This window comes from Tenacibaculum ascidiaceicola, from assembly GCF_047470925.1.
Taxonomy (GTDB): Bacteria; Bacteroidota; Bacteroidia; order Flavobacteriales; family Flavobacteriaceae; genus Polaribacter; species Polaribacter discolor.
In genome coordinates, this window is the sequence record NZ_JAZKJP010000004.1 from 125,043 (window position 1) to 144,600 (window position 19,558).

A 19,558-nucleotide genomic window follows, 5' to 3' on the forward strand; every position below is an offset into this window, starting at 1 on the left:
CCTATGTTTAAGAAATTATTACAATTTGAAATATACTATCAGTTAAAACAACGAGCTTTTCCCATATTTGCAGTCTTGTTTCTAGGCTTAGGATATTTTACAGGAAGCCAAGGGCATGCTCCTACAGGAGTTAATTTTAACGCTGTTTATCAAGTTTATTTTCATACAGGTCTTTTTACTTTAGGTAGTGTTTTTATAACCATGTTTTTTGCGGTAACAGCTATTATAAGAGACAAGCAGCATAACATGGAAAGTTTAATTTACAGCTCATCCATAAAAAAGAGTAATTATTTTTGGAGCCGTTTTTTAGGCACTTTTATTTTTAGTGTAGTTGCTTTTACACCTTTTGTTATTGGCTATATTTTCGGGAATCATTTTTCTAATTTAGACGCTGAAAGACTAGGGAATTTTAATGTATTAAACTACTTACAGCCTTGGTTGTATTTAGTGTTACCTAATATTTTTATCTGTACTTCTTTAATATTTGCAGTCAGTACACTTACTAAAAACAGTATAGCCACTTATGCAAGCGCAGTATTTATTTACATGCTGTATTTTGTAAGTTCTATTTTCTTAAACTCACCATTATTAGCACAATCTGTTCCAGCATCGCCAGAAATGATGTCGGTAGCAGCAATAGCAGATTCTTTTGGTATAGCTGCTTTTTTTGAACAAACTCAATACTGGACCGCGTACCAAAAAAACACACAATTGCTTTCTTTTTCAGGATTGTTTTTATTGAATAGAATACTTTGGATAGCACTTTCTATAGGAGTGTTGTTACTAACGTATAAAGTTTTTTCTTTTAGAATGACTACAAAAAAAGTTAAGAAAGAAAAGACAACTAGGAAAGAAAAAGAACAGCTTATATCATACAAGCCTATAAATGGAACAGATGGAGTAGCTACGCAAGTAAAATCACTGTTATCGCTAATACGGTTAGAACTAAAGAGCGTATTTAAGAGCTTACCTTTTTTAGTAATACTAGGTATGTGGTTAATTATTGTTTTTTCAGAATTGTATGCAACTGTTCTTGAAGGAGGTGAATATGGAGTGAGTATTTATCCGGTTACAAATCAATTAATCGAACTCATAACAAGTCCGCTAACTCTTTTTGGATTGATACTACTAATCTTTTACGGTTCAGAGATTGTATGGAGAGAGTATAGTGTCAATTTTAATCTGATTATGGGCGCTACTCCTGTAAAAAACTGGGTGCTTTTTACTGCTAAGTTTATCAGTCTATCATTACTACCAATCTTATTAATAGCATCAGGAGTGCTTATGTGTATAGCTTTTCAAGTAAGCTTAGGTTTTGCTGATGTAAACTTTAGTATGTACACATCTGTGTTTTATTATTATGGTTTACAATTGGTTATATATGCTATGCTAGCCATATTTATAAACAGTATTACGAAGAGTAAATATATAGGAATGGGAGTTTTTGGTTTGTTTGTTATTGTAAGTATGAAAGCTAACCTTTTAGGATTAGAACACCCTTTAACAAGTATAGGGTTTATGCCTAGAGTAACTTTTAATGGTATGAATGCCTATGCCAATAATGCTAAGTTATTTAATCATTTAGGTTTGTATTGGCTAAGTATAGGAGCGCTATTAATTTTATTAGCGTTTAAGATATGGAACAGGGGAATGGTAAAAGGATTTTCTTATAAAGTAGAGCAACTGAAACAAGGATGCAACTTAGGCGAAAAGGTATTGTTTTTAACTTTCCTTTCCGTAGCTATTGGTATGGCAAGCTTGGTCTTTTACAATACAAACTTTGTTGGTGATTATCAAACTGAAAATGATTATTTAAATTTTAGTGAAAATTATGAACGTATGTATAAGCAATATCAAGTATTAGAAAAGCCTTATCCAACCTTGCAAAAAACGGAAGTAACTATTTTTCCAGAGGAAAGAAAATATACTGTAAAAGCAAATTACATTTTAAAAAATACAAGTAACGAAGCTATATCTAAACTGTTAATAACCGAACGAATCCCTGTAAAGCATATTCATGTAAAAAATGCTCTTTTGACTACGAAAGATACAGTACACGGAGCGTATGTATTTGAATTTAAAGAAAAACTCCAACCCAATGATTCAGTAGCATATACTTTTGCTATTGAAAAAGAACTAAAAGGGTATGAGGAAGATAAAAGTATTGTTTATGACGGAACGTATATAACATACAAAAATTTTGAACCTATTATTGGGTATGCTTCTGGATATGAAATAGCAGACAGAATTGAGCGTAAAAAAAGAGGATTACCTGAGAGAATAGAAGAAGATAATTCAGATGCTCATATAGCTCTTGAAGATATTAAAATTGAAAAAGTACAATTTGAAACTATTGTGTCCACAAGTAAAGACCAAATAGCTATAAGCTCTGGAGATTTGATTAAGACTTGGTCAAAAAATAATAGAAATTATTACCATTATAAATCTCAAGGGAAAATATTGCCCATGGTAGCCTATTTTTCGGGGAAATATCAAGTTAAAAAAGCAAAGTATGAAGGTATTTCTATTGAGCAATATTATCATTCAAATCATAATTTTAATATTGATGAAATAGAAGAGAGTACTAAAGAAACCTTAGCGTATTGTCAAGAAAACTTTGGTACGTATAACTTTAATCATGTTCGTATAGCAGAAGTGCCTTCTCATTGGTCATTCGGAGGGTATGCACATCCAGGAGTTATTAGCATGGTTGAAGACCGTTTGTATTTATCAGATGTTCGTGAAGAACACACATTTAACTTAGTTTCTAAAAGAACAATTCATGAAGTAGCACATCAATGGTGGGGACATACATTAACAGCGAAACCTGTTGCAGGAGGTTCTTTATTTGTAGAAGGATTAGCAAAGTATACTGAAGCTGTAGTGATGGAAAAAATGTATGGTAAACGTGCTTTATATGAATTAGCAGAAGCAGCAAGAAGACGTTATTTCTTCGGAAGAGCTTTTGGCGGAACTCAAGAACCACCAATTTATAAAGTACAGGATGAAGGCTATATATCATATGGAAAAGCATACACAGTGTTCATGGCATTGAGAGACTTAATAGGAGAGCAGCAAGTAAATAGAGTATTAAAAACTATTACAGATCGATATCGATTTGAAAACTCTCCCAAAGCACATACTATTGAGCTATTAGATGAATTATATAAAATAGTTTCAGAAGAAAATCATCATTTGATAGGTGATTGGTTTAAAAAGGTAATAACCTATGATTTGGCTGTAGAAAAAAGTACATACAAACAGCTACCCAATGGTACCTATGAGGTTACTGCAACGATAAAAGCAAAACGAATTGAAACATTAGAAAATGGAGAAACTAAAGAAACAGGGATTAATGAACCAATTAAAATAGGAGTTTTTACAATCCATCCATCACTTGTAAAAGATGATAATACTATGCTGTACTATAAATCCAGTCGAATAAACAAAGAACTCACTGAAGTTAGGTTTATAATAAATAAAAAACCTAGTTATATTGCTATAGATCCTTATGGAACTAGAAATGATGAAAATTTAAGAGACAATATATTTAGTTTTTAATAACAAAAACCGCCTTGATTAAGGCGGTTTTTGTTATTAAGTGATGCTTTTAAGCATTTAAAAAGTCTTTTAACTCTTCATATGAGCTAATTTTAGTAGCTCTCTTTTGTTTATCTATAACGGATACTATTTGTGATGGAATTTCAACGGTTACCTCTAAAATATCTTCAACAACATCTAAAAACTTAACAGGATGGGCTGTTTCTAAGAAAATCCCGAATTCATTTTGTAACCCGTATTCTTTCAACCCTAAATAACCAACAGCTCCATGTGGGTCGGCAATATAGGTTGAGGTTTGATAGATTTTTTTTATGGCTTTACGAGTTTCATCATCAGAAAAAGAAAAAGACGAAAAAGCAGTTTTTAAAGCTTCTAAATTATTGTTGAATAATTCTTGGATTCTAATAAAGTTACTAGGGTTTCCAACATCCATGGCATTCGATATAGTTGCTTTAGAAGGTTTTGGTTGATAATCTCCACTTTGTAAGTAATTAGGAACGGTATCGTTTACATTGGTAGCAGCCACAAAATGTTTAATAGGCAATCCTAATTTTTGTGCCATAATACCAGCACAAATGTTTCCAAAGTTTCCACTAGGCACCGAAAAGACAACTTCTTTATGTTGTTTATAAACTTGCTTATAGGCAAAGAAAAAATAAAACATTTGTGGTAACCAACGTGCAACATTTATGGAATTTGCTGAGGTTAACGTACGATTAATTTCCGCATCTAAAAAAGCAGTTTTTACCATGTCTTGACAATCGTCAAAAACACCATCTACTTCTAAAGCTTTAATATTTTGTCCTAAAGTTGTGAGTTGCTTTTCTTGAATATCACTTACTTTTCCACTAGGGTAGAGTATAACCACATCTACACCTTTAACTCCTAAAAATCCATTAGCAACAGCACCTCCTGTATCTCCTGAAGTTGCCACCAAAACTGTAACCTGTTGATTTTTATCACGGTTAAAATAACCTAAACAGCGCGCCATAAAACGAGCACCTACATCTTTAAAAGCCATGGTTGGTCCGTGAAATAATTCTAGTGTACCAATATTATCTTCAATGGGTACTACAGGAAACTCAAAATTGATTGTTTCTTTAATGATTTTTTGTAATACGTCTTTAGGAATTTCATCACCTACAAATTGTTGAATGGCTTCATAAGCAATTTCTTCATTAGAATACTCACCAATATTATCAATAAATTCTTTTGATAGTGGCGTAATATTCTCGGGGAAGTAAAGACCTCTATCAGGAGCTAATCCGTTTACTACAGCTTCTTCAAAGCTAACTTTAGGTGATGTATGATTGAGACTATAATAGTTCATAATTTCGTATTTAGTGTTGTTCTAAAATTTTAATTCCTTCTGTATTAATTTTTGAAAGAATCATGTTAAAATCAATTTGTTTGTCTTGGTATGTGTTTTGAATTGCTTTGTAAACATTCTCAGCAGTTGCATCGCCTTTACATAAAGCAAAAATAGTTGGACCTGAACCTGAAATTCCTGCTCCTAAAGCACCTGCTTTTAAAGCCTCTTTTTTCACTAAATCAAAATGAGGAATTAGTGTTTTTCTAGCTGGCTCAACGATAATATCAATTAGGGAATCTGCGATTAATTGATAATCGTTGGAGTGTAATCCACTAATTAACCCGCCTACATTCGCCCATTGGGTAACCGCATCTTTTAGCGGAACCTCTGTTGGTAGCACGTCTCGAGCATCTTTTGTTTTTACTTCAACTTGTGGATGAATAGCTACCACTCTTAAATCGACAGGAACAGGGATTTTTACAATACTCAAAGGCTCATAACTGCGTACCAACGTGAACCCACCATAAATAGCAGCAGAAACATTGTCAGCAATAGGGGTTCCGCAAGTAGCTTCTTCACCTAACATGGCAAATTGTGTCAATTCAAGAGGGGAGAAGACATTTCCTAGTAACTGATTTACACCAAAAGCAGCCCCAGCAGCACTAGCTGCACTACTTCCTAAACCGCTTCCAGGAGTATATCCTTTGTGAATGGTAATATCGATACCAAAATCAGCAGGGTGTTTTTCTAGCATAGCTAAAGCAACTACTCCCGCAGCATTTATTTGTGTGTCTAAAGGTAAATCTGCTCCTGTTATTTGAGTGATTTTTACACCTTTTGTATCGGTTTTTGTAAAAGTCATAGTATCTCCAACAGTTTCGAGAGCTAAACCTAAAGCGTCGAATCCGCAAGAAACATTGGCAACGGTTGCAGGTGAAAATATTTTTATATAGTTCATTTTTTTGCAATTAAGAACAAGTCGGCATCACCACCTTCTTGATATAGTTTGGTGTAATTTTCTAAAATTTTGAATTCTTGTGTTTCTAAAGCTTCAATCAAATATGCTGGCTCATGATAATGGATGAACATCGAATTTTTTCCATCCGAACTTGATGTTACACGAGAGTCTTTTTCGTAGTCTCCAACCATAGTACTGATGTATAGTAATCCGTTTGGATGTAATATAGTAGCAGCATCTTTTATAAGTTTTAGAACATCTTCTTTCGTTAAATATGGAAAACAAAACCCGAAGATGATGACATCAAAACCTTGATGTAAACTGTTAATTTCTCTACAATCCATCACTCTAAAGGAAGCATTTGGATTGTTTTGTTTTGCCAAAGCCACCATGTTTTCAGCAGCATCAATTCCTAATACGGAAAGTGTAGGATTGTGGTTTAAAAGATAGTGGGTAATCTTTCCAAAACCACAAGCTACATCCAACACATTTTTATGAGTTGGCTCCATGTGTTTTAGAAGCAAGTCATAGCTGTGATTATACACTGTATTATTAGCAAACTTATCTTGATACTCTTGAGCTACGGTATTGTAAATCTGTATGATATTTTGATAACGTTTTTCCATAGATTATTGATTTCCTATTCGTATCACATCAGCAAAAATCCCTGAAGCTGTTACTTCAGCACCTGCACCAGCTCCTTTTATTTGTAACGGATTTACAGGGTATCTATCTGTAAAAAACAACACGATATTGTCGCTACCTTCTAAATTATAAAAAGGATGGTCAAACGGGATGTGTTGCAAGCCTACACTCGCTTTTCCATTATTGAATTCAGCTACATATTTTAAGCGGCAATCTTTGTCGGCAGCATCTTTATATATTTGTTGAAAATGGCTTTCGAATTCGGTTAAAGAAGCATAAAAATCATCATTATTCGTAGTTTTTAAACTTTTTTCAGGTAAAAATGCATTGTTCTCGATGTCTGAAAGTTCTAACTCATAACCACTTTCACGTGCAAGAATTAATATTTTTCTAGCCACATCTACACCGCTTAAATCAATTTTGGGGTCAGGCTCAGTATATCCTTGTTCTTGTGCTTGTTGTACAACATCGTGAAAAGAAACATTCTCATTAAAATTGTTGAACACAAAATTTAACGACCCAGATAACACCGCTTGTATTTTATGTACTCGGTCACCAGAAGCAATTAAGTTTTTAAGCGTATCAATAATTGGCAAACCAGCACCTACATTGGTTTCAAATAAAAATGGCGTATTGAACTTATGAGAGATATGCTTTAATTTTTTGTAATTGTTCAGTTCAGAAGCACAAGCAATTTTATTACAAGTAACCACCCCTATATTATTGGCTAAATAACGCTCATATACTTCAGAAACTTGTTGATTGGCAGTATTATCAATAAAAACTGAATTACGAAGGTTTAACGCTTTTATTCTTTGGAAAAAAAGGTCTAAAGAACTCGCTTCTCCGTTTTGTAATTGTTCTTTCCATGTTTTTAAACTGATACCGCTTTCATCAAAAAGCATTTGTTTAGAATTGGAAATTCCCACAACACGAACATTCAATTTTAGCTGTTCTTTTAAGTATTTTTTCTGCTGATGGATTTGTGCTAAAAAGCGCTCCCCAACATTTCCTACACCTGTAACAAACAGGTTCAGCTGTTTTACTTTTTCCTCAAAAAACTGTTCATGTAGCGTGTTTAATGCTTTTTTTGCATCTGAACTGTTGATTACAGCAGAAATGTTTTTCTCTGAAGCTCCTTGAGCAATGGCACGAATATTTACGTTGTTTTTGCCTAAGGAACTAAACATTTGACCACTCAACCCTTGATGATTTCTCATTTTATCACCTACCAAAGCGATAATGGCTAATCCTTGTTCTACGATAATCGGATCTATTTTATGACGCTCTATTTCTATAGCAAAAGCTTCATTAATTTTTAAAGCTGCTTTTTCTGCATCTTCATCATAGATTCCAATACAAATAGAGTGTTCAGAAGAAGCTTGTGTAATAAGCACCACATTGATATTGTGTAGCGATAAAGTTTCAAACAATCGCTTAGAAATGCCAGAAACACCTACCATGCCGCTTCCTTCTAAGGTTAGTAGTGTGATATTTTCAATATGAGAAATTCCTTTTACAGGTTTTCCGTTTTCGGTAATTTTTGAAATGAGTGTTCCAGCATTTTCAGGATCAAAAGTGTTTTTTATTCGAATAGGAATCTCTTTTTCCAACACAGGTTGAATCGTAGGAGGGTAGATAACTTTTGCTCCAAAATGAGACAACTCCATGGCTTCTTGATACGAGATATGTGGAATAGGAAATGCCTGTTTTACTAGATGCGGATTTGCCGTGTACATACCACTAACATCTGTCCATATTTGTAATTCATCTGCACCTACAGCAGCGGCATAAATAGCCGCAGAATAATCAGAGCCTCCACGACCTAAAGTAGTTGATTTTCCTTCTTTTGTACGAGCAATAAATCCTGGCAACAGCGTTACTTGATGTTTATTAGTTGCAAAATAGGTTTTACAATTAGCATTGGTTAGTTGAAAGTCAACTTGAGCTTTATCAAAATCATTAGAAGTACTAATTAACTCTCTACTGTCTTTATATACTACATCGAGTTCTTTACTAGCTATACTTGCAATGATATATGAGGATAATAACTCTCCAAAACCACTAATGGTAGCTAGTGTTTTGGGTGTAATCTCGTTAAGTAAATAGCAACCTTCTAGCAAGGTTTTTAGTTGTTTAAACAGTGAAGTAATATGAGTTTTAACTTCTTCTTGCTGATTTTTAGGTACTAACTCATGAATTACCTCAAAGTGTAATTGTTCTACTTCTTTGAAGTTTTCAAGATAATTAGCATTGTTTTGAGCAGCTTGTTCTGCCGATGCAATGAGTTTATTTGTTGTTTTACCAAAAGCAGAAACCACTACAATAAGTGGACTGTTTATAGAGGCATTGGCAATAATTTCTACTACTTTTTCTATGTATTGGCTGTTCGCTACTGACGAACCACCAAATTTTAAAACGTTCATTTTAAAAAGATAATAAATTAAAAAATAAGATTTTTAGTGCTATTTATCTGTTTTCAAATCTTTTGAAAAAATAAATATATGCGGAGATGATATGTATAGAAAATAACCCCTAAAGGGTTGTAGTAGTAATTGTAGTTGTTGTGCCAACAAAAGAAGCCGTAGTATTTACAGCTGGAATAGAGATTATATGTCTTTTGTTGTTAAACATTACCCCAAATGTATTAATTTATTTTAACAAACAAGTAAATATGTTTCTTTTTTGTAAAAACCCCTTTTGATAGTTTATAAAATACATCTATATTGCTAAAAAATAAGAAGAATAAAATTGCTAAAAACTTGCATCCTGAAAGAACAATTATTTGAAATATCAACCCAAGACAGCGAAAGAATAGCACTTTGGAAATTGAATCCTGAAATCAATTCTAAAAAACATATTTTTATAACCCATGGAACTTTCTCAAATCGTAAAATATGTTCTGGAATTGCGGAGTATTTAATAGAACAAGGATTTATTTGTTGGATAATGGAATGGCGAAATCACGGAAAAAGTTCAAAGGCTCAAAAAAAATTTGACTTCGAGACGATTGCAAAATATGACCTCAAATCCACATTTGAATTTCTTTTCAACGACCAAAATATTAAAAATATAGATTGCTTAGCTCATAGTGGTGGCGGAATTGCATTAACGATGTTCTTAATCAACAACCCTAGTTATCAACCGAAAATTAATAGTATTTCATTATTTGGAGTTCAAGCTTTTGGAGCAGGAACTGAATTTAGTAATCGAATGAAAATTTTGGCGAGTAAATATTTAACAGCCTTATTAGGAACTGTTCCCGCTAAAACAGCTGGCTCAACTGAACATAGTGAAAGTTATTACACAATGAAACAATGGTTCAATTGGAATTTAAGGCATAACTTTATCGGAGAAAACGGATTTGACTATTTGAGGGAAATGAAAAAAATTAAAATTCCGATTTTATCAATATGTGCGAGTGGAGATTATTTTATTGCACCAAAAGTCGGTTGTGAGAAATATCTAAATGCCTTTGAAAATTCGGAAAACCAATTAATTTATCTATCAAAAGAAAATGGAAACCTTGAAAATTACAATCATAGCAGAATATTAAAATCACAAAATTCAAAGAAAGAAATCTGGCCAATTGTAACTGAATGGATAAATAATAAAAACTATTGCAACAATATATAACCGCAATTACGACGGATTTGACTACACTTCGATTTCACTCAGTGTAAACTGAATCCACTCGGAATTGCTAACGTAAGTTCTTAACCGAAAATTATTAACTTTAAAATAGTAACTGTTAACAACGATATAAAAAATAGAAATGGAAAGATATATTAATGACCTAGAACAAAACACTAATAAACTATTAGTAACCGTTAAGGATTATCCTATTGAAAAACTTACTAAAAAAAATGGTTCTGAATGGAGTATATTAGAAATTTTAGAACACATTTACATTACTGACAAGGCTATCTATAGCATAGTGTCTAAACCCTCGGAAAATGAATCTAAGACTACGGAAATTGTTGGGCGAAACAAACTGGAAACAATTTTAGTAGAACAGAGAAACAAAAAACAGCAATCACCTGAATTACTCAAGCCGAAAGGAGACTTTAAAAATCTAACTGACTTTAATTCAGCTTTTTTAACATTAAGAAATACTATGAAAAATGGCTTGTCTACAGGAAAAATAAGATTTGACAATAGAATACACAATCATTTTCTATTAGGCGAAATGACAATAACCGATTGGCTCAACTTTATCTTGTTCCATACCGAACGACACCTAAAACAGATTGAGGAAAGTAAATAAATATTGTTGTCAACATTGTGTATAAACTAGTCTACTCACGAAAATCTGCGAGGATTTTCAGTTTGGCGTGTACTTACAAATTTAAAAAGAGTATAAATTACGCTAGTACTCATAATCTAAGCTGTTAGGTAATTTAACTAAACTATGATAATAAGAAAAGAAATAAAAAATGACAATGAACTTTATCTATATTTTAATGGGAAATTAATTTATAAAAGATGGTTGAATTTAGGTTACGGAAAAGTTTTTGATACACAGGCTTTTGGAAAATACACTGATTGTAGTATAACGGATTTTGATCTAGAAGAAACACCTGAATTAATTCATGTAAAAGCAAAACTAAAGCTAATATCTAAAGAAGAAGGTGGTCGAAAAACAGGGGTTAAAAGCGGATATCGACCTAATCATATTTTTGAATACCAATCAAATGGACAATTTAAGTATTCATATGTGGGAGATATTCAATTTGACGAAAATGAATTGATTTTACCAGGAGAAACTAAAGAAGTTTTGATTAGGTTTTTATCAAGACAACCAATAGACGAATACATGAATATAGGAAGAAAATGGTGGATTCATGAGGGGACAAAAAAAAATAGGAGAAGCAGAAGTAATTGAAATTCAATTTCCAATAAATGAATAGAAAATTACTTACAACGATATAAAATATTATTAAGTCAAACTTTACTACAACTTATCCAGCTCACTTACTATAAGATCACATCCTTTTTCTATTTCCTCGTCAGAAATAGTTAGGGGAGGAGTAATACGAATGGCTCTTCCTTCAAAAAGTAACCAGAATAAAATCAACCCTTTGTCTAAACAGTTTAAAATTACTTGTGAAGCTTCTTCAGGAGTATCCACTAATAAAGCAAGCATTAACCCCTTTCCTCTAATTTCTTTAACTTTTGGGTGATTTTTAAATTTATTACGGATTAACGTTTCTTTTCGTAAACTTTCTTCCATTAAGTTAGAGGAAGTAATCTCTAGTACCGTAGCTAAACCAGCACTTGCAATTACTGGATGGCCACCAAACGTAGTAATATGTCCTAATTTCGGGTGTTCTTTTAAGCAATCCATCACTTCAAAAGAAGCAATAAAAGCTCCGATTGGCATTCCGCCACCTAAACCTTTACCAGTGATAATAATATCAGGAGTAACATTGTAATTTTCGAACCCCCAAAATGTTCCTGTACGTCCAATACCTGACTGGATTTCATCTAAAATCAATAATGCACCAACTTCTTCACATCGTTTCTTAACTTTTGTTAGGTAATCGTTTTTAGGTTCAATAAAACCAGCACCACCTTGAATGGTTTCTAAAATGACTCCGGCAGTTTTTGAAGTGATTTTTTCTAAATCTAATTCGTTGTTATACTCAATAAATTTACTTCCTGGAATTAACGGACGAAAAGCTCTATTTTGTTGTTCTGCACCACAAACGCTCATTGCTCCTTGGGTATTTCCATGATAAGCATTTTTAGCGGCAATAATTTCACTTCTACCGGTAAAGCGTTTAGCTAACTTTAAAGCGCCTTCGGTAGCCTCAGTACCAGAGTTTACCAAATAAACAGACGAAAGGTAAGGAGGCAAGGTAGCTGCTAAGGCTTTACACAATTCTAACTGTGGCTTTTGAATAAACTCACCATACACCATTACGTGCGTATATTGCTCTAACTGATTTTTTATGGCTTCGTTAACCTTTGGGTGACTATGACCTAAGCTATTTGCAGAAACTCCAGCTACGAAGTCTAACATAGCTTTTCCGTTGCTATCATAAATGTAGCTTCCATTAGCATGTGAAATTTCAATAGCTAATGGGTGAGGAGTGGTTTGACCTTGGTATTTTAAAAAATCGTCTTTCACAGGAATTATTTTAACTTTTTGAGGTTAGGCTTTTTTTGTTTTTCTTCCTTTTTTGAAGTTTCATTAATGAACTGTTCCCTAGCCTCTTTAACAACATCAGGTTGTTTTTTTCTTTTTTGGGGAATAGTAGAAGTAGAGTCTTTTACAAAAATATCTTCTACTGTTTTTGGTTGTTCATCACCACGCCACAAGAAACCTTTAAATTTTTTCTCTTCAGAAGGAAATTTGGAAGGTGGATACGTTTTTCCTTCAGACTTTTTAAAATACGTAGTTTGAATAATTTCTCCATTTTCTAAAATGAATTCAATATCACTTGCTATTTCCTTAGTAATTGTTTCTAGTTTATGAGTATCATCATTATTATTGTAATACAATGATTCTGCATTTCCTTTAACCATCATGGTTCGTAAGTCATCATTTTCAAACTTACCATAAATGTTTCTTCCTTTAATTTGATTAAAGTTATCTTTATGAATGGAGTCTTGTTGAATCATAAATGCATTTTGTAACACCTTTAATGAATCTAGCTTATTACTCTCTTTATGAGTGAGTAATTGGATGCTATCGCCCGTTATTTGACTGTTATTAGACCATAAAATAGGTCTGTTAAACATCCTTGTCAATCCTGTTTCTTGACTGGTATGAATAGAGTCGCATTTACCTTGTAAGTCAGACTTAAATATTTTTACATTATTAAAAATACGAGCAATACGTTTTTCAGGTTTTCCTGTTAGTAAAATTTTGTCTCCAGCTACATACATAGAGTCCTTTTCTAATACTGAAATAGCAACAGCTCTATCAATAATAAACAAGGAGTCTTTGTGCTCGTATAGTTCAGCATAATTTCCTTTAGCTACCATATTTTGCACAGTATCTACCACTTTTATATTGTTGGTTGCAGAAGCAAAACCGTTACGCTTGTCATAGTATAAACTATCGGCAGAAACAGTTCGTTCTTTTAAGAACAATTTTGCTCGTTTTACGAAGTATGAAACATCCGTGTTAGTATCGTAAAAACCTCTTTCGGAATACACTTTAGTACTATCCTTTAAGTTGGTAATGGTGCTTGGTCCGTATAAATAAGCCAAGTTTGTATTGGTATAATAATCTAAATGGTCAGATTCTAAATGGTTATCAGGATTTACAACAGTTACTTTAGATTTTGCTGTAAACTTTTTGTCTCTTAAAAGATAAGTTCCTTTTACACTTTTCAGAGTGTTTTTTGTATCGCGGATAGTTCCCCCATTAGGGTAGTATAATACTTGATTGATTCTATCAAAATGAAGCGTATCAGTTTTTAGCGTCATTTCTTTATCGTTTATTTCTACATTTCCCCAAGATTTGGCCTTTTTTGTATTCCCATTATAAGTAGCAAAATCACTATATTGAATAATACTATCTCCTTGTTCAATAATTACTTCACCAATAGCTTTAAATAAGTTTTTGTCTTTGTAAAGTAGTGCTCTTTTACAATCTAGAGTAGCTCCTTCATGTGACATTTTAACTTTTCCTATCAGTATAGTAGCTCCAGGGTACTTGCTTTCATCAGCAGTACTTAATTCGGTAGAAAGTATCTTGATTTTTTTTGTTTGAGAAAAACTTACAACAGAGAATAATATAAAAATTAATAGAAATAATTTTTTCAAAATAATACGATTTAATGCACAAAAATAATGAAAAGAATATGCCAAAATCTTAATAAAGAAATAAAATTATCAAGATAAATAAAAGGCTGTCATTTAGTAAATGGTTAATTTTGTAACAAATTAAAAAATTATAAAGATATGAGCGCTCATTTTGATTTATCAAAAGAAGAGATGAAGTCTTACGGATATAAAATTGTAGATATAATTGCAGAACATTGGGCTACTTTAGAACAAAAAAAGCCTGTAGCTAGTGCTTCAAGAAAAGAAATGGATAGCATTTTTTTGCAAGAAGCTCCAAATGAAGGAATGTCTGCTGAAAAGGTGTTAGATTTTGTGATGGACAATGTGATACCAAACAGTACGGTTATTTCTCACCCTAAAGCTTATTCATTTGTACCTGGACCTAGTAACTTTATTAGTACTATGGCAGATAGTTTGGCTACTGGATTCAATATTTTTTCTGGTGGATGGATGGTTTCTCCAGCAGCAGCTGAGTTAGAAATTGTAACGATGAATTGGTTACTAAAAATGTATAATTTTCCTGTTGAAAAAGGAGGAGGAATTTTTACCAGTGGTGGTTCTATGGCAAATTTAACAGCTTTGGTTACTGCGAGACGTTTAAAGTGTGGTGATGATTTTTCTAAAGCTGTGATTTATTTGTCTGATCAAGCACACTCTTCTAATATTAAAGCAATTCGTGTTCTAGGGTTTAAAAAGGAACAAATTAGAATTTTACCGACTGATTTAGAGTTTAGAATTAGTATTAACAAACTAAAGAACGCTATAGCAAAAGACCGATTAGAAGGGTTACAACCATTTTGTTACATCGCTTCTGCGGGAACTACTAACACGGGTACTGTAGACCCTTTAGACGAAATAGCAGATATCTGTGAAGAGGAAGATTTATGGTTTCACATTGATGGAGCGTATGGTGGAGCCGCTATATTAGCTGAAAAAGGAGCAAAAGCATTAAGAGGAATTGAAAGAGCTGATTCTCTTACTGTAGACCCGCATAAATGGTTTTATCAACCTTATGAAATAGGATGTTTATTAGTAAAGGATGCTTCTTGGTTAAGTGGTACTTTTAGTGAAAAACCTGAGTATTTACGTGATATAGAAGGAAATGAATCAGAAATTAACTTTTACGATTACGGTATTCAGTTAACAAGACGTTTTAGAGCATTGAAATTTTACATGTCCATCAAAACCTATGGATTAGATGCTTTTAAAGAAGCTGTTACTTACAATATCCAGTTAGCAGATGATGTAGAGAAAATGTTACGTAAAAGTAGAAACTGGGAAATTATTTCTCCTGCAACTTTAGCGGTTATCAATTTTAGATATAATCCTATTGGGTTAAACTTAGAAGAAAAAGAGATTGACGAGTTAAATCAAAAAATTTCTCAAAAGATAATGGAATCTAGAGAAGCATTTTTAGTAACTACTATATTAAATAAGCAAGTAGTACTTAGAATGTGTTTAATAAATCCGAAAACAACGATGGATGATATTAAAGAAACTCTTGAGTTGTGTCATCAATTTGGAGAAGAAATTTTAAAAGAAAAATAAATTAAAAGGAGCTTAAAGCTCCTTTTTTTGTTTTTATGACAAAAGTCATATTTCAAAAGCCTTTCTCTTAGTAGTTTTGCTTGTATAAAAGATAAAAAAGTCTTTTATGCAAGATTATTAATAACTACATCAATAGAAGAGAGATGAAACAAGTGAAAACAATTTTAATGATTTTAGCAGCTATGTTTTTAATGGCTAGTTGTAAAAATGAAAAGTCTGAAAGTATAGCTATGAAGAGCGCTTCAGATATAGCAGTTAAAGGAACGATAGAAGCAGAATTAACAGCTCCTCCTCATGTTCCAGCACCTGTTGGTAATAGATCCGCAAAAAAGTTACTGGTAAACATGGAAATTCTTGAAAAAGAAGGAACTATGACTGATGGTGTAGAATATGTTTATTGGACGTTTGGTGGTTCTGTTCCAGGAAGCTTTATAAGAACTAGAGTAGGAGATGAAGTAGAGTTTACACTATCAAATCATCCAGATAATAGATTACCTCATAATATCGATTTACATGCAGTTACAGGACCAGGTGGGGGAGCAACTTCATCATTTGTAGCTCCAGGTCATGAAAAAACATTTTCATTTAAAACATTAAACCCTGGATTATATGTATATCACTGTGCTACTGCGCCTGTGGGAATGCATATTGCTAACGGAATGTATGGACTAATTTTAGTAGAGCCAGAAGGAGGTTTACCAAAGGTTGATAAGGAATATTACATTATGCAAGGAGACTTCTATACAAAAGGAGAAAATGGAGAGCCAGGTTTACAAGCTTTTGATATGAGAAAAGCAGTAGACGAAGATGCGGATTATGTAGTGTTTAATGGAAGTGTAGGAGCCTTAACGGGAGATAATGCAATTACTGCTAATGTTGGCGAAACAGTACGTTTATTTGTAGGTAATGGAGGGCCTAACTTAACATCATCTTTCCATGTTATTGGTGAAATTTTTGACAATGTACATATAGAAGGAGGGGATGTAATTAATAAAAATGTTCAAACAACTTCTATTCCAGCAGGAGGGGCAGCAATCGTTGATTTTAAAGTTGACGTTCCTGGTACTTTTATTTTAGTAGATCACGCTATTTTTAGAGCTTTTAATAAAGGAGCTTTAGGAATGTTAAAGGTAAAAGGAGAAGAGAGTAAAAAGGTTTATTCAGGGGTAAAACAAGAAGGTATTTATAACCCAGAAGGAGGTACTATTCAAGAAATGCCAAATGGTAAAGAAGATAAGGCCGTTGCTTCTAAACAAGAAAAAACATTAGCACAAAAAATAGCTGATGGTAAACAGATTTATACGAAAACATGTTTTGCTTGTCACCAAGCGAATGGTGAAGGAATTCCAAATGCATTTCCTCCTTTAGCAAAATCAGACTACTTAAATGCTGATGTTAAGAGAGCTATCGATATTGTTTTACATGGTAAAACAGGAGAAATAACTGTAAATGGTCAAAAATATAATAGTGTAATGACTAAACAAGCGTTGAATGATCAAGAAGTGGCAGATGTACTAACTTATGTTTACAACTCATGGGGCAATAATAAAACCAATGTTAGTGTAAATACTGTAATGGAAGTAAAAAGCGCTCACTAAAAACGTAGTTAAAATTTAAATTAAAAGAAATGAAAACTATTTTAAGATTGACAATTTGTATATTTTTCTTAGGCATTTTCCATATGAATTGTCAATCTAAAATGGTTCCTATTAAAGGAGGGAGTTATATTCCTTTGTACGGTAGAGATTCAGCAACAGTTACGATTCAAGATTTTTTAATGGATGTATACCCTGTAACTAATGAAGAATTTTTACAGTTTGTAAAAGAAAATCCGAAGTGGAGAAAATCTAAAGTAATTAAGCTGTTTGCTGATAAAAGTTATCTTATTAATTGGAAAAGTGATACAGAAATAGGAGAGAAGCTTAGTTTAAAATCACCGGTAACCAATGTTTCATGGTTTGCAGCTAAATGTTACTGTGAAAGTAAAGGAAAAAGATTACCTACTGTGGATGAATGGGAATATGTGGGAATGGCTAATCAGAAATTACCCGATGCAAGAACTTTAAAAATGTATAATGAATACATTTTAGGATGGTATGAAAAACCAAGAACTTTCGATAATGTTATAGGGTCAACATTTAAGAATTATTGGGGAGTTTATGATATGCACGGGTTGGTTTGGGAATGGACTTCCGATTTTAATTCAGTATTGGTATCGGGAGAGTCTAGAAAAGACGTTGATAACGATAGTAATTTGTTTTGCGGAAGTGCAGCAATAGGATCAACAGATTTAATGAATTATGCAGCTTTTATGCGTTATGCTACTCGTGGAAGCTTAAAAGCTAAATACACAATGCGAAACTTAGGTTTTAGATGTGTAAAAAATAAAAATACAGCACAATGAAAGTAGTAAAATATATAACGATACTTCTTTTCTCAATTACTTTATTGAGTTCATGTAAAAAAGAAAAGAATAATATGAGTTTAGCAACAGTATATGAATGCCCAATGTTATGTGAGGGAGATAAAACGTATACTGAAGAAGGAGTTTGTCCAGTTTGTAAAATGGATTTAACACAAAAAGATCAAAAAGAGGCTAAAGAAATAGCTTTAGCCACTGATATTTCTGAAAGTTCTATATTCAATTTAACATCAGAATGGAAAACTGAAGAAAACAAAAGTATTCATTTAGAAGATTTAAGAGGAAAAACTTTGGTAATGGTCATGATTTATACTACTTGTAAAGCTGCTTGCCCAAGATTGGTGGCTGATATGCGTAATATTGAGGCTAAAATACCAAAAAAGTACAATAGTGATTTACAATATGTTTTAATCAGTATTGATCCTAAAAATGATACTCCAGAAAAACTTAAATCTTTTGCTAAAGAAAATTATATGGATGATGAGCATTGGACTTTTCTACAAGGTACAGAAGAATCAGTTAGAGAGTTTGCAAATGTATTGGCAGTAAAATACAAACAAATTTCTCCGTTAGATTTTTCACACTCAAATATAATAAGTGTATTTAATCCGGAAGGGGAGTTAGTGCATCAACAAGAAGGTTTAGGTGTAGACAATAAAGAAACTGTAGCAAGTATTTTGGAAACAGTAAAAAAATAAGCTGCCATATGTTTCCTATTAAAAACGTCTTTTAGAAATTTCTAAAAGACGTTTTTTTTATGAATTGTTTTTTTCAAATTGAGCCTGTATAAACTCTTTTGATTTTCCTTTTGGTATTGAAGCAGTTTGCCATTTATCGTTTAAAATCATCTTACCTATATAAGCTATTTGACCTATATGATAAGGAAAATGAGCTATTTGTCTGGTAATACTTTCAATTAGTTTAACTTGTTTATTCCTGATAAGAATTGGTTGATTAAAATTTTCTTCATTTAATGAGTCTAAAGCAGAAAAAAGACAATTCCAACCCTTTTCCCATTGAGCAATTAATTCATTTTTAGATAAATCATGAGTTTCAAATTCAGCATCTCTATCTCTCCAATCTTTTTCTCCATCAGAAGTAAAAAAGTCTGTCCAACGAGATAACATGTTTTCAGATACATGTACAATAATAGCAGCAATGCTATTACTTTCCTCATTGTATTTCCAGTGTAAGTCCTTTTCTTCTAGTTGTGCAATCGTTTTATCAGCTACCTCTTTATACGATTTAAATTGGGTAGTGATATTCTCTAAGTATTCTTTTACCATCATAAAAAAGGAGCTCAATTGAGCTC

Annotated in this window: 15 protein-coding genes; 8 read left to right on the forward strand and 7 right to left on the reverse strand. The window is 32.6% G+C overall.

Annotated features, from left to right (window positions below; genetic code table 11):
• Positions 1–3: 3 nt before the first annotated feature.
• Positions 4–3,561, forward strand: a complete 3,558-nt coding sequence (locus VBY68_RS02410) for an ABC transporter permease/M1 family aminopeptidase (protein ID WP_415268761.1) — start codon at positions 4–6, stop codon at positions 3,559–3,561.
• Positions 3,562–3,610: 49 nt separating this feature from the next.
• Here VBY68_RS02410 and thrC read toward each other — a convergent pair whose 3' ends face one another.
• The 4 genes from thrC to thrA are packed head-to-tail and all read right to left on the reverse strand — an operon-like array spanning position 3,611 to position 8,902.
• Entirely contained in the window at positions 3,611–4,891 is a 1,281-nt protein-coding gene (thrC, locus tag VBY68_RS02415) for a threonine synthase (protein ID WP_415268762.1), read from the reverse strand.
• Positions 4,892–4,901: 10 nt separating this feature from the next.
• On the reverse strand, positions 4,902–5,831 hold the full coding sequence (locus tag VBY68_RS02420) for a homoserine kinase (RefSeq protein WP_415268763.1): 930 nt from the start codon (positions 5,829–5,831) through the stop codon (positions 4,902–4,904).
• Complete coding sequence (locus VBY68_RS02425; RefSeq protein WP_415268764.1) at positions 5,828–6,457, reverse strand: class I SAM-dependent methyltransferase; 630 nt, start codon at positions 6,455–6,457, stop codon at positions 5,828–5,830. Before VBY68_RS02425 ends, VBY68_RS02420 begins: the two co-directional genes overlap by 4 nt.
• A 3-nt stretch (positions 6,458–6,460) precedes the next feature.
• On the reverse strand, positions 6,461–8,902 hold the full coding sequence (thrA, locus tag VBY68_RS02430) for a bifunctional aspartate kinase/homoserine dehydrogenase I (protein ID WP_415268765.1): 2,442 nt from the start codon (positions 8,900–8,902) through the stop codon (positions 6,461–6,463).
• Positions 8,903–9,227: 325 nt separating this feature from the next.
• Between thrA and VBY68_RS02435 the strand changes: the two genes are divergently transcribed.
• From VBY68_RS02435 to VBY68_RS02445, 3 genes are all read left to right on the forward strand, one after another.
• Positions 9,228–10,112, forward strand: a complete 885-nt coding sequence (locus tag VBY68_RS02435) for an alpha/beta hydrolase (protein WP_415268766.1) — start codon at positions 9,228–9,230, stop codon at positions 10,110–10,112.
• A 139-nt stretch (positions 10,113–10,251) separates the two neighbouring features.
• Positions 10,252–10,743: a DinB family protein gene (locus VBY68_RS02440; protein ID WP_124588507.1), complete on the forward strand. Its 492-nt coding sequence runs from the start codon at positions 10,252–10,254 to the stop codon at positions 10,741–10,743.
• A gap of 144 nt (positions 10,744–10,887) precedes the next feature.
• On the forward strand, positions 10,888–11,361 hold the full coding sequence (locus VBY68_RS02445) for a hypothetical protein (protein ID WP_415268767.1): 474 nt from the start codon (positions 10,888–10,890) through the stop codon (positions 11,359–11,361).
• Positions 11,362–11,430: 69 nt separating this feature from the next.
• On the opposite strand, the gene VBY68_RS02450 is transcribed toward VBY68_RS02445, so the two are convergent.
• The gene (locus VBY68_RS02450; protein WP_415268768.1) at positions 11,431–12,609 is read right to left on the reverse strand and encodes an aspartate aminotransferase family protein; all 1,179 of its coding nucleotides are present in this window, start codon (positions 12,607–12,609) and stop codon (positions 11,431–11,433) included.
• A gap of 5 nt (positions 12,610–12,614) precedes the next feature.
• Positions 12,615–14,255 carry an OstA-like protein gene (locus VBY68_RS02455; protein ID WP_415268769.1) on the reverse strand — a complete coding sequence of 547 codons (1,641 nt, stop codon included), beginning with the start codon at positions 14,253–14,255 and terminating at the stop codon, positions 12,615–12,617.
• Positions 14,256–14,393: 138 nt separating this feature from the next.
• Here VBY68_RS02455 and VBY68_RS02460 point away from each other — a divergent pair, with 138 nt between their 5' ends.
• The 4 genes from VBY68_RS02460 to VBY68_RS02475 all read left to right on the forward strand — a co-directional run bounded on the left by VBY68_RS02460 (position 14,394) and on the right by VBY68_RS02475 (position 18,944).
• On the forward strand, positions 14,394–15,824 hold the full coding sequence (locus VBY68_RS02460; protein WP_099214487.1) for a pyridoxal phosphate-dependent decarboxylase family protein: 1,431 nt from the start codon (positions 14,394–14,396) through the stop codon (positions 15,822–15,824).
• Between the two features lie 143 nt (positions 15,825–15,967).
• A complete protein-coding gene (gene nirK, locus VBY68_RS02465; protein ID WP_121146765.1) occupies positions 15,968–17,422 on the forward strand; it encodes a copper-containing nitrite reductase in 1,455 nt (484 codons plus the stop codon).
• A gap of 29 nt (positions 17,423–17,451) precedes the next feature.
• Positions 17,452–18,228 (forward strand): formylglycine-generating enzyme family protein, encoded by a 777-nt coding sequence (locus tag VBY68_RS02470; protein ID WP_415268770.1) that lies wholly within the window; start codon positions 17,452–17,454, stop codon positions 18,226–18,228.
• Positions 18,225–18,944, forward strand: a complete 720-nt coding sequence (locus tag VBY68_RS02475) for an SCO family protein (protein WP_415268771.1) — start codon at positions 18,225–18,227, stop codon at positions 18,942–18,944. Before VBY68_RS02470 ends, VBY68_RS02475 begins: the two co-directional genes overlap by 4 nt.
• A 57-nt stretch (positions 18,945–19,001) precedes the next feature.
• On the opposite strand, the gene VBY68_RS02480 is transcribed toward VBY68_RS02475, so the two are convergent.
• The gene (locus VBY68_RS02480; RefSeq protein ID WP_415268772.1) at positions 19,002–19,535 is read right to left on the reverse strand and encodes a DUF1572 family protein; all 534 of its coding nucleotides are present in this window, start codon (positions 19,533–19,535) and stop codon (positions 19,002–19,004) included.
• Positions 19,536–19,558: the final 23 nt, after the last annotated feature.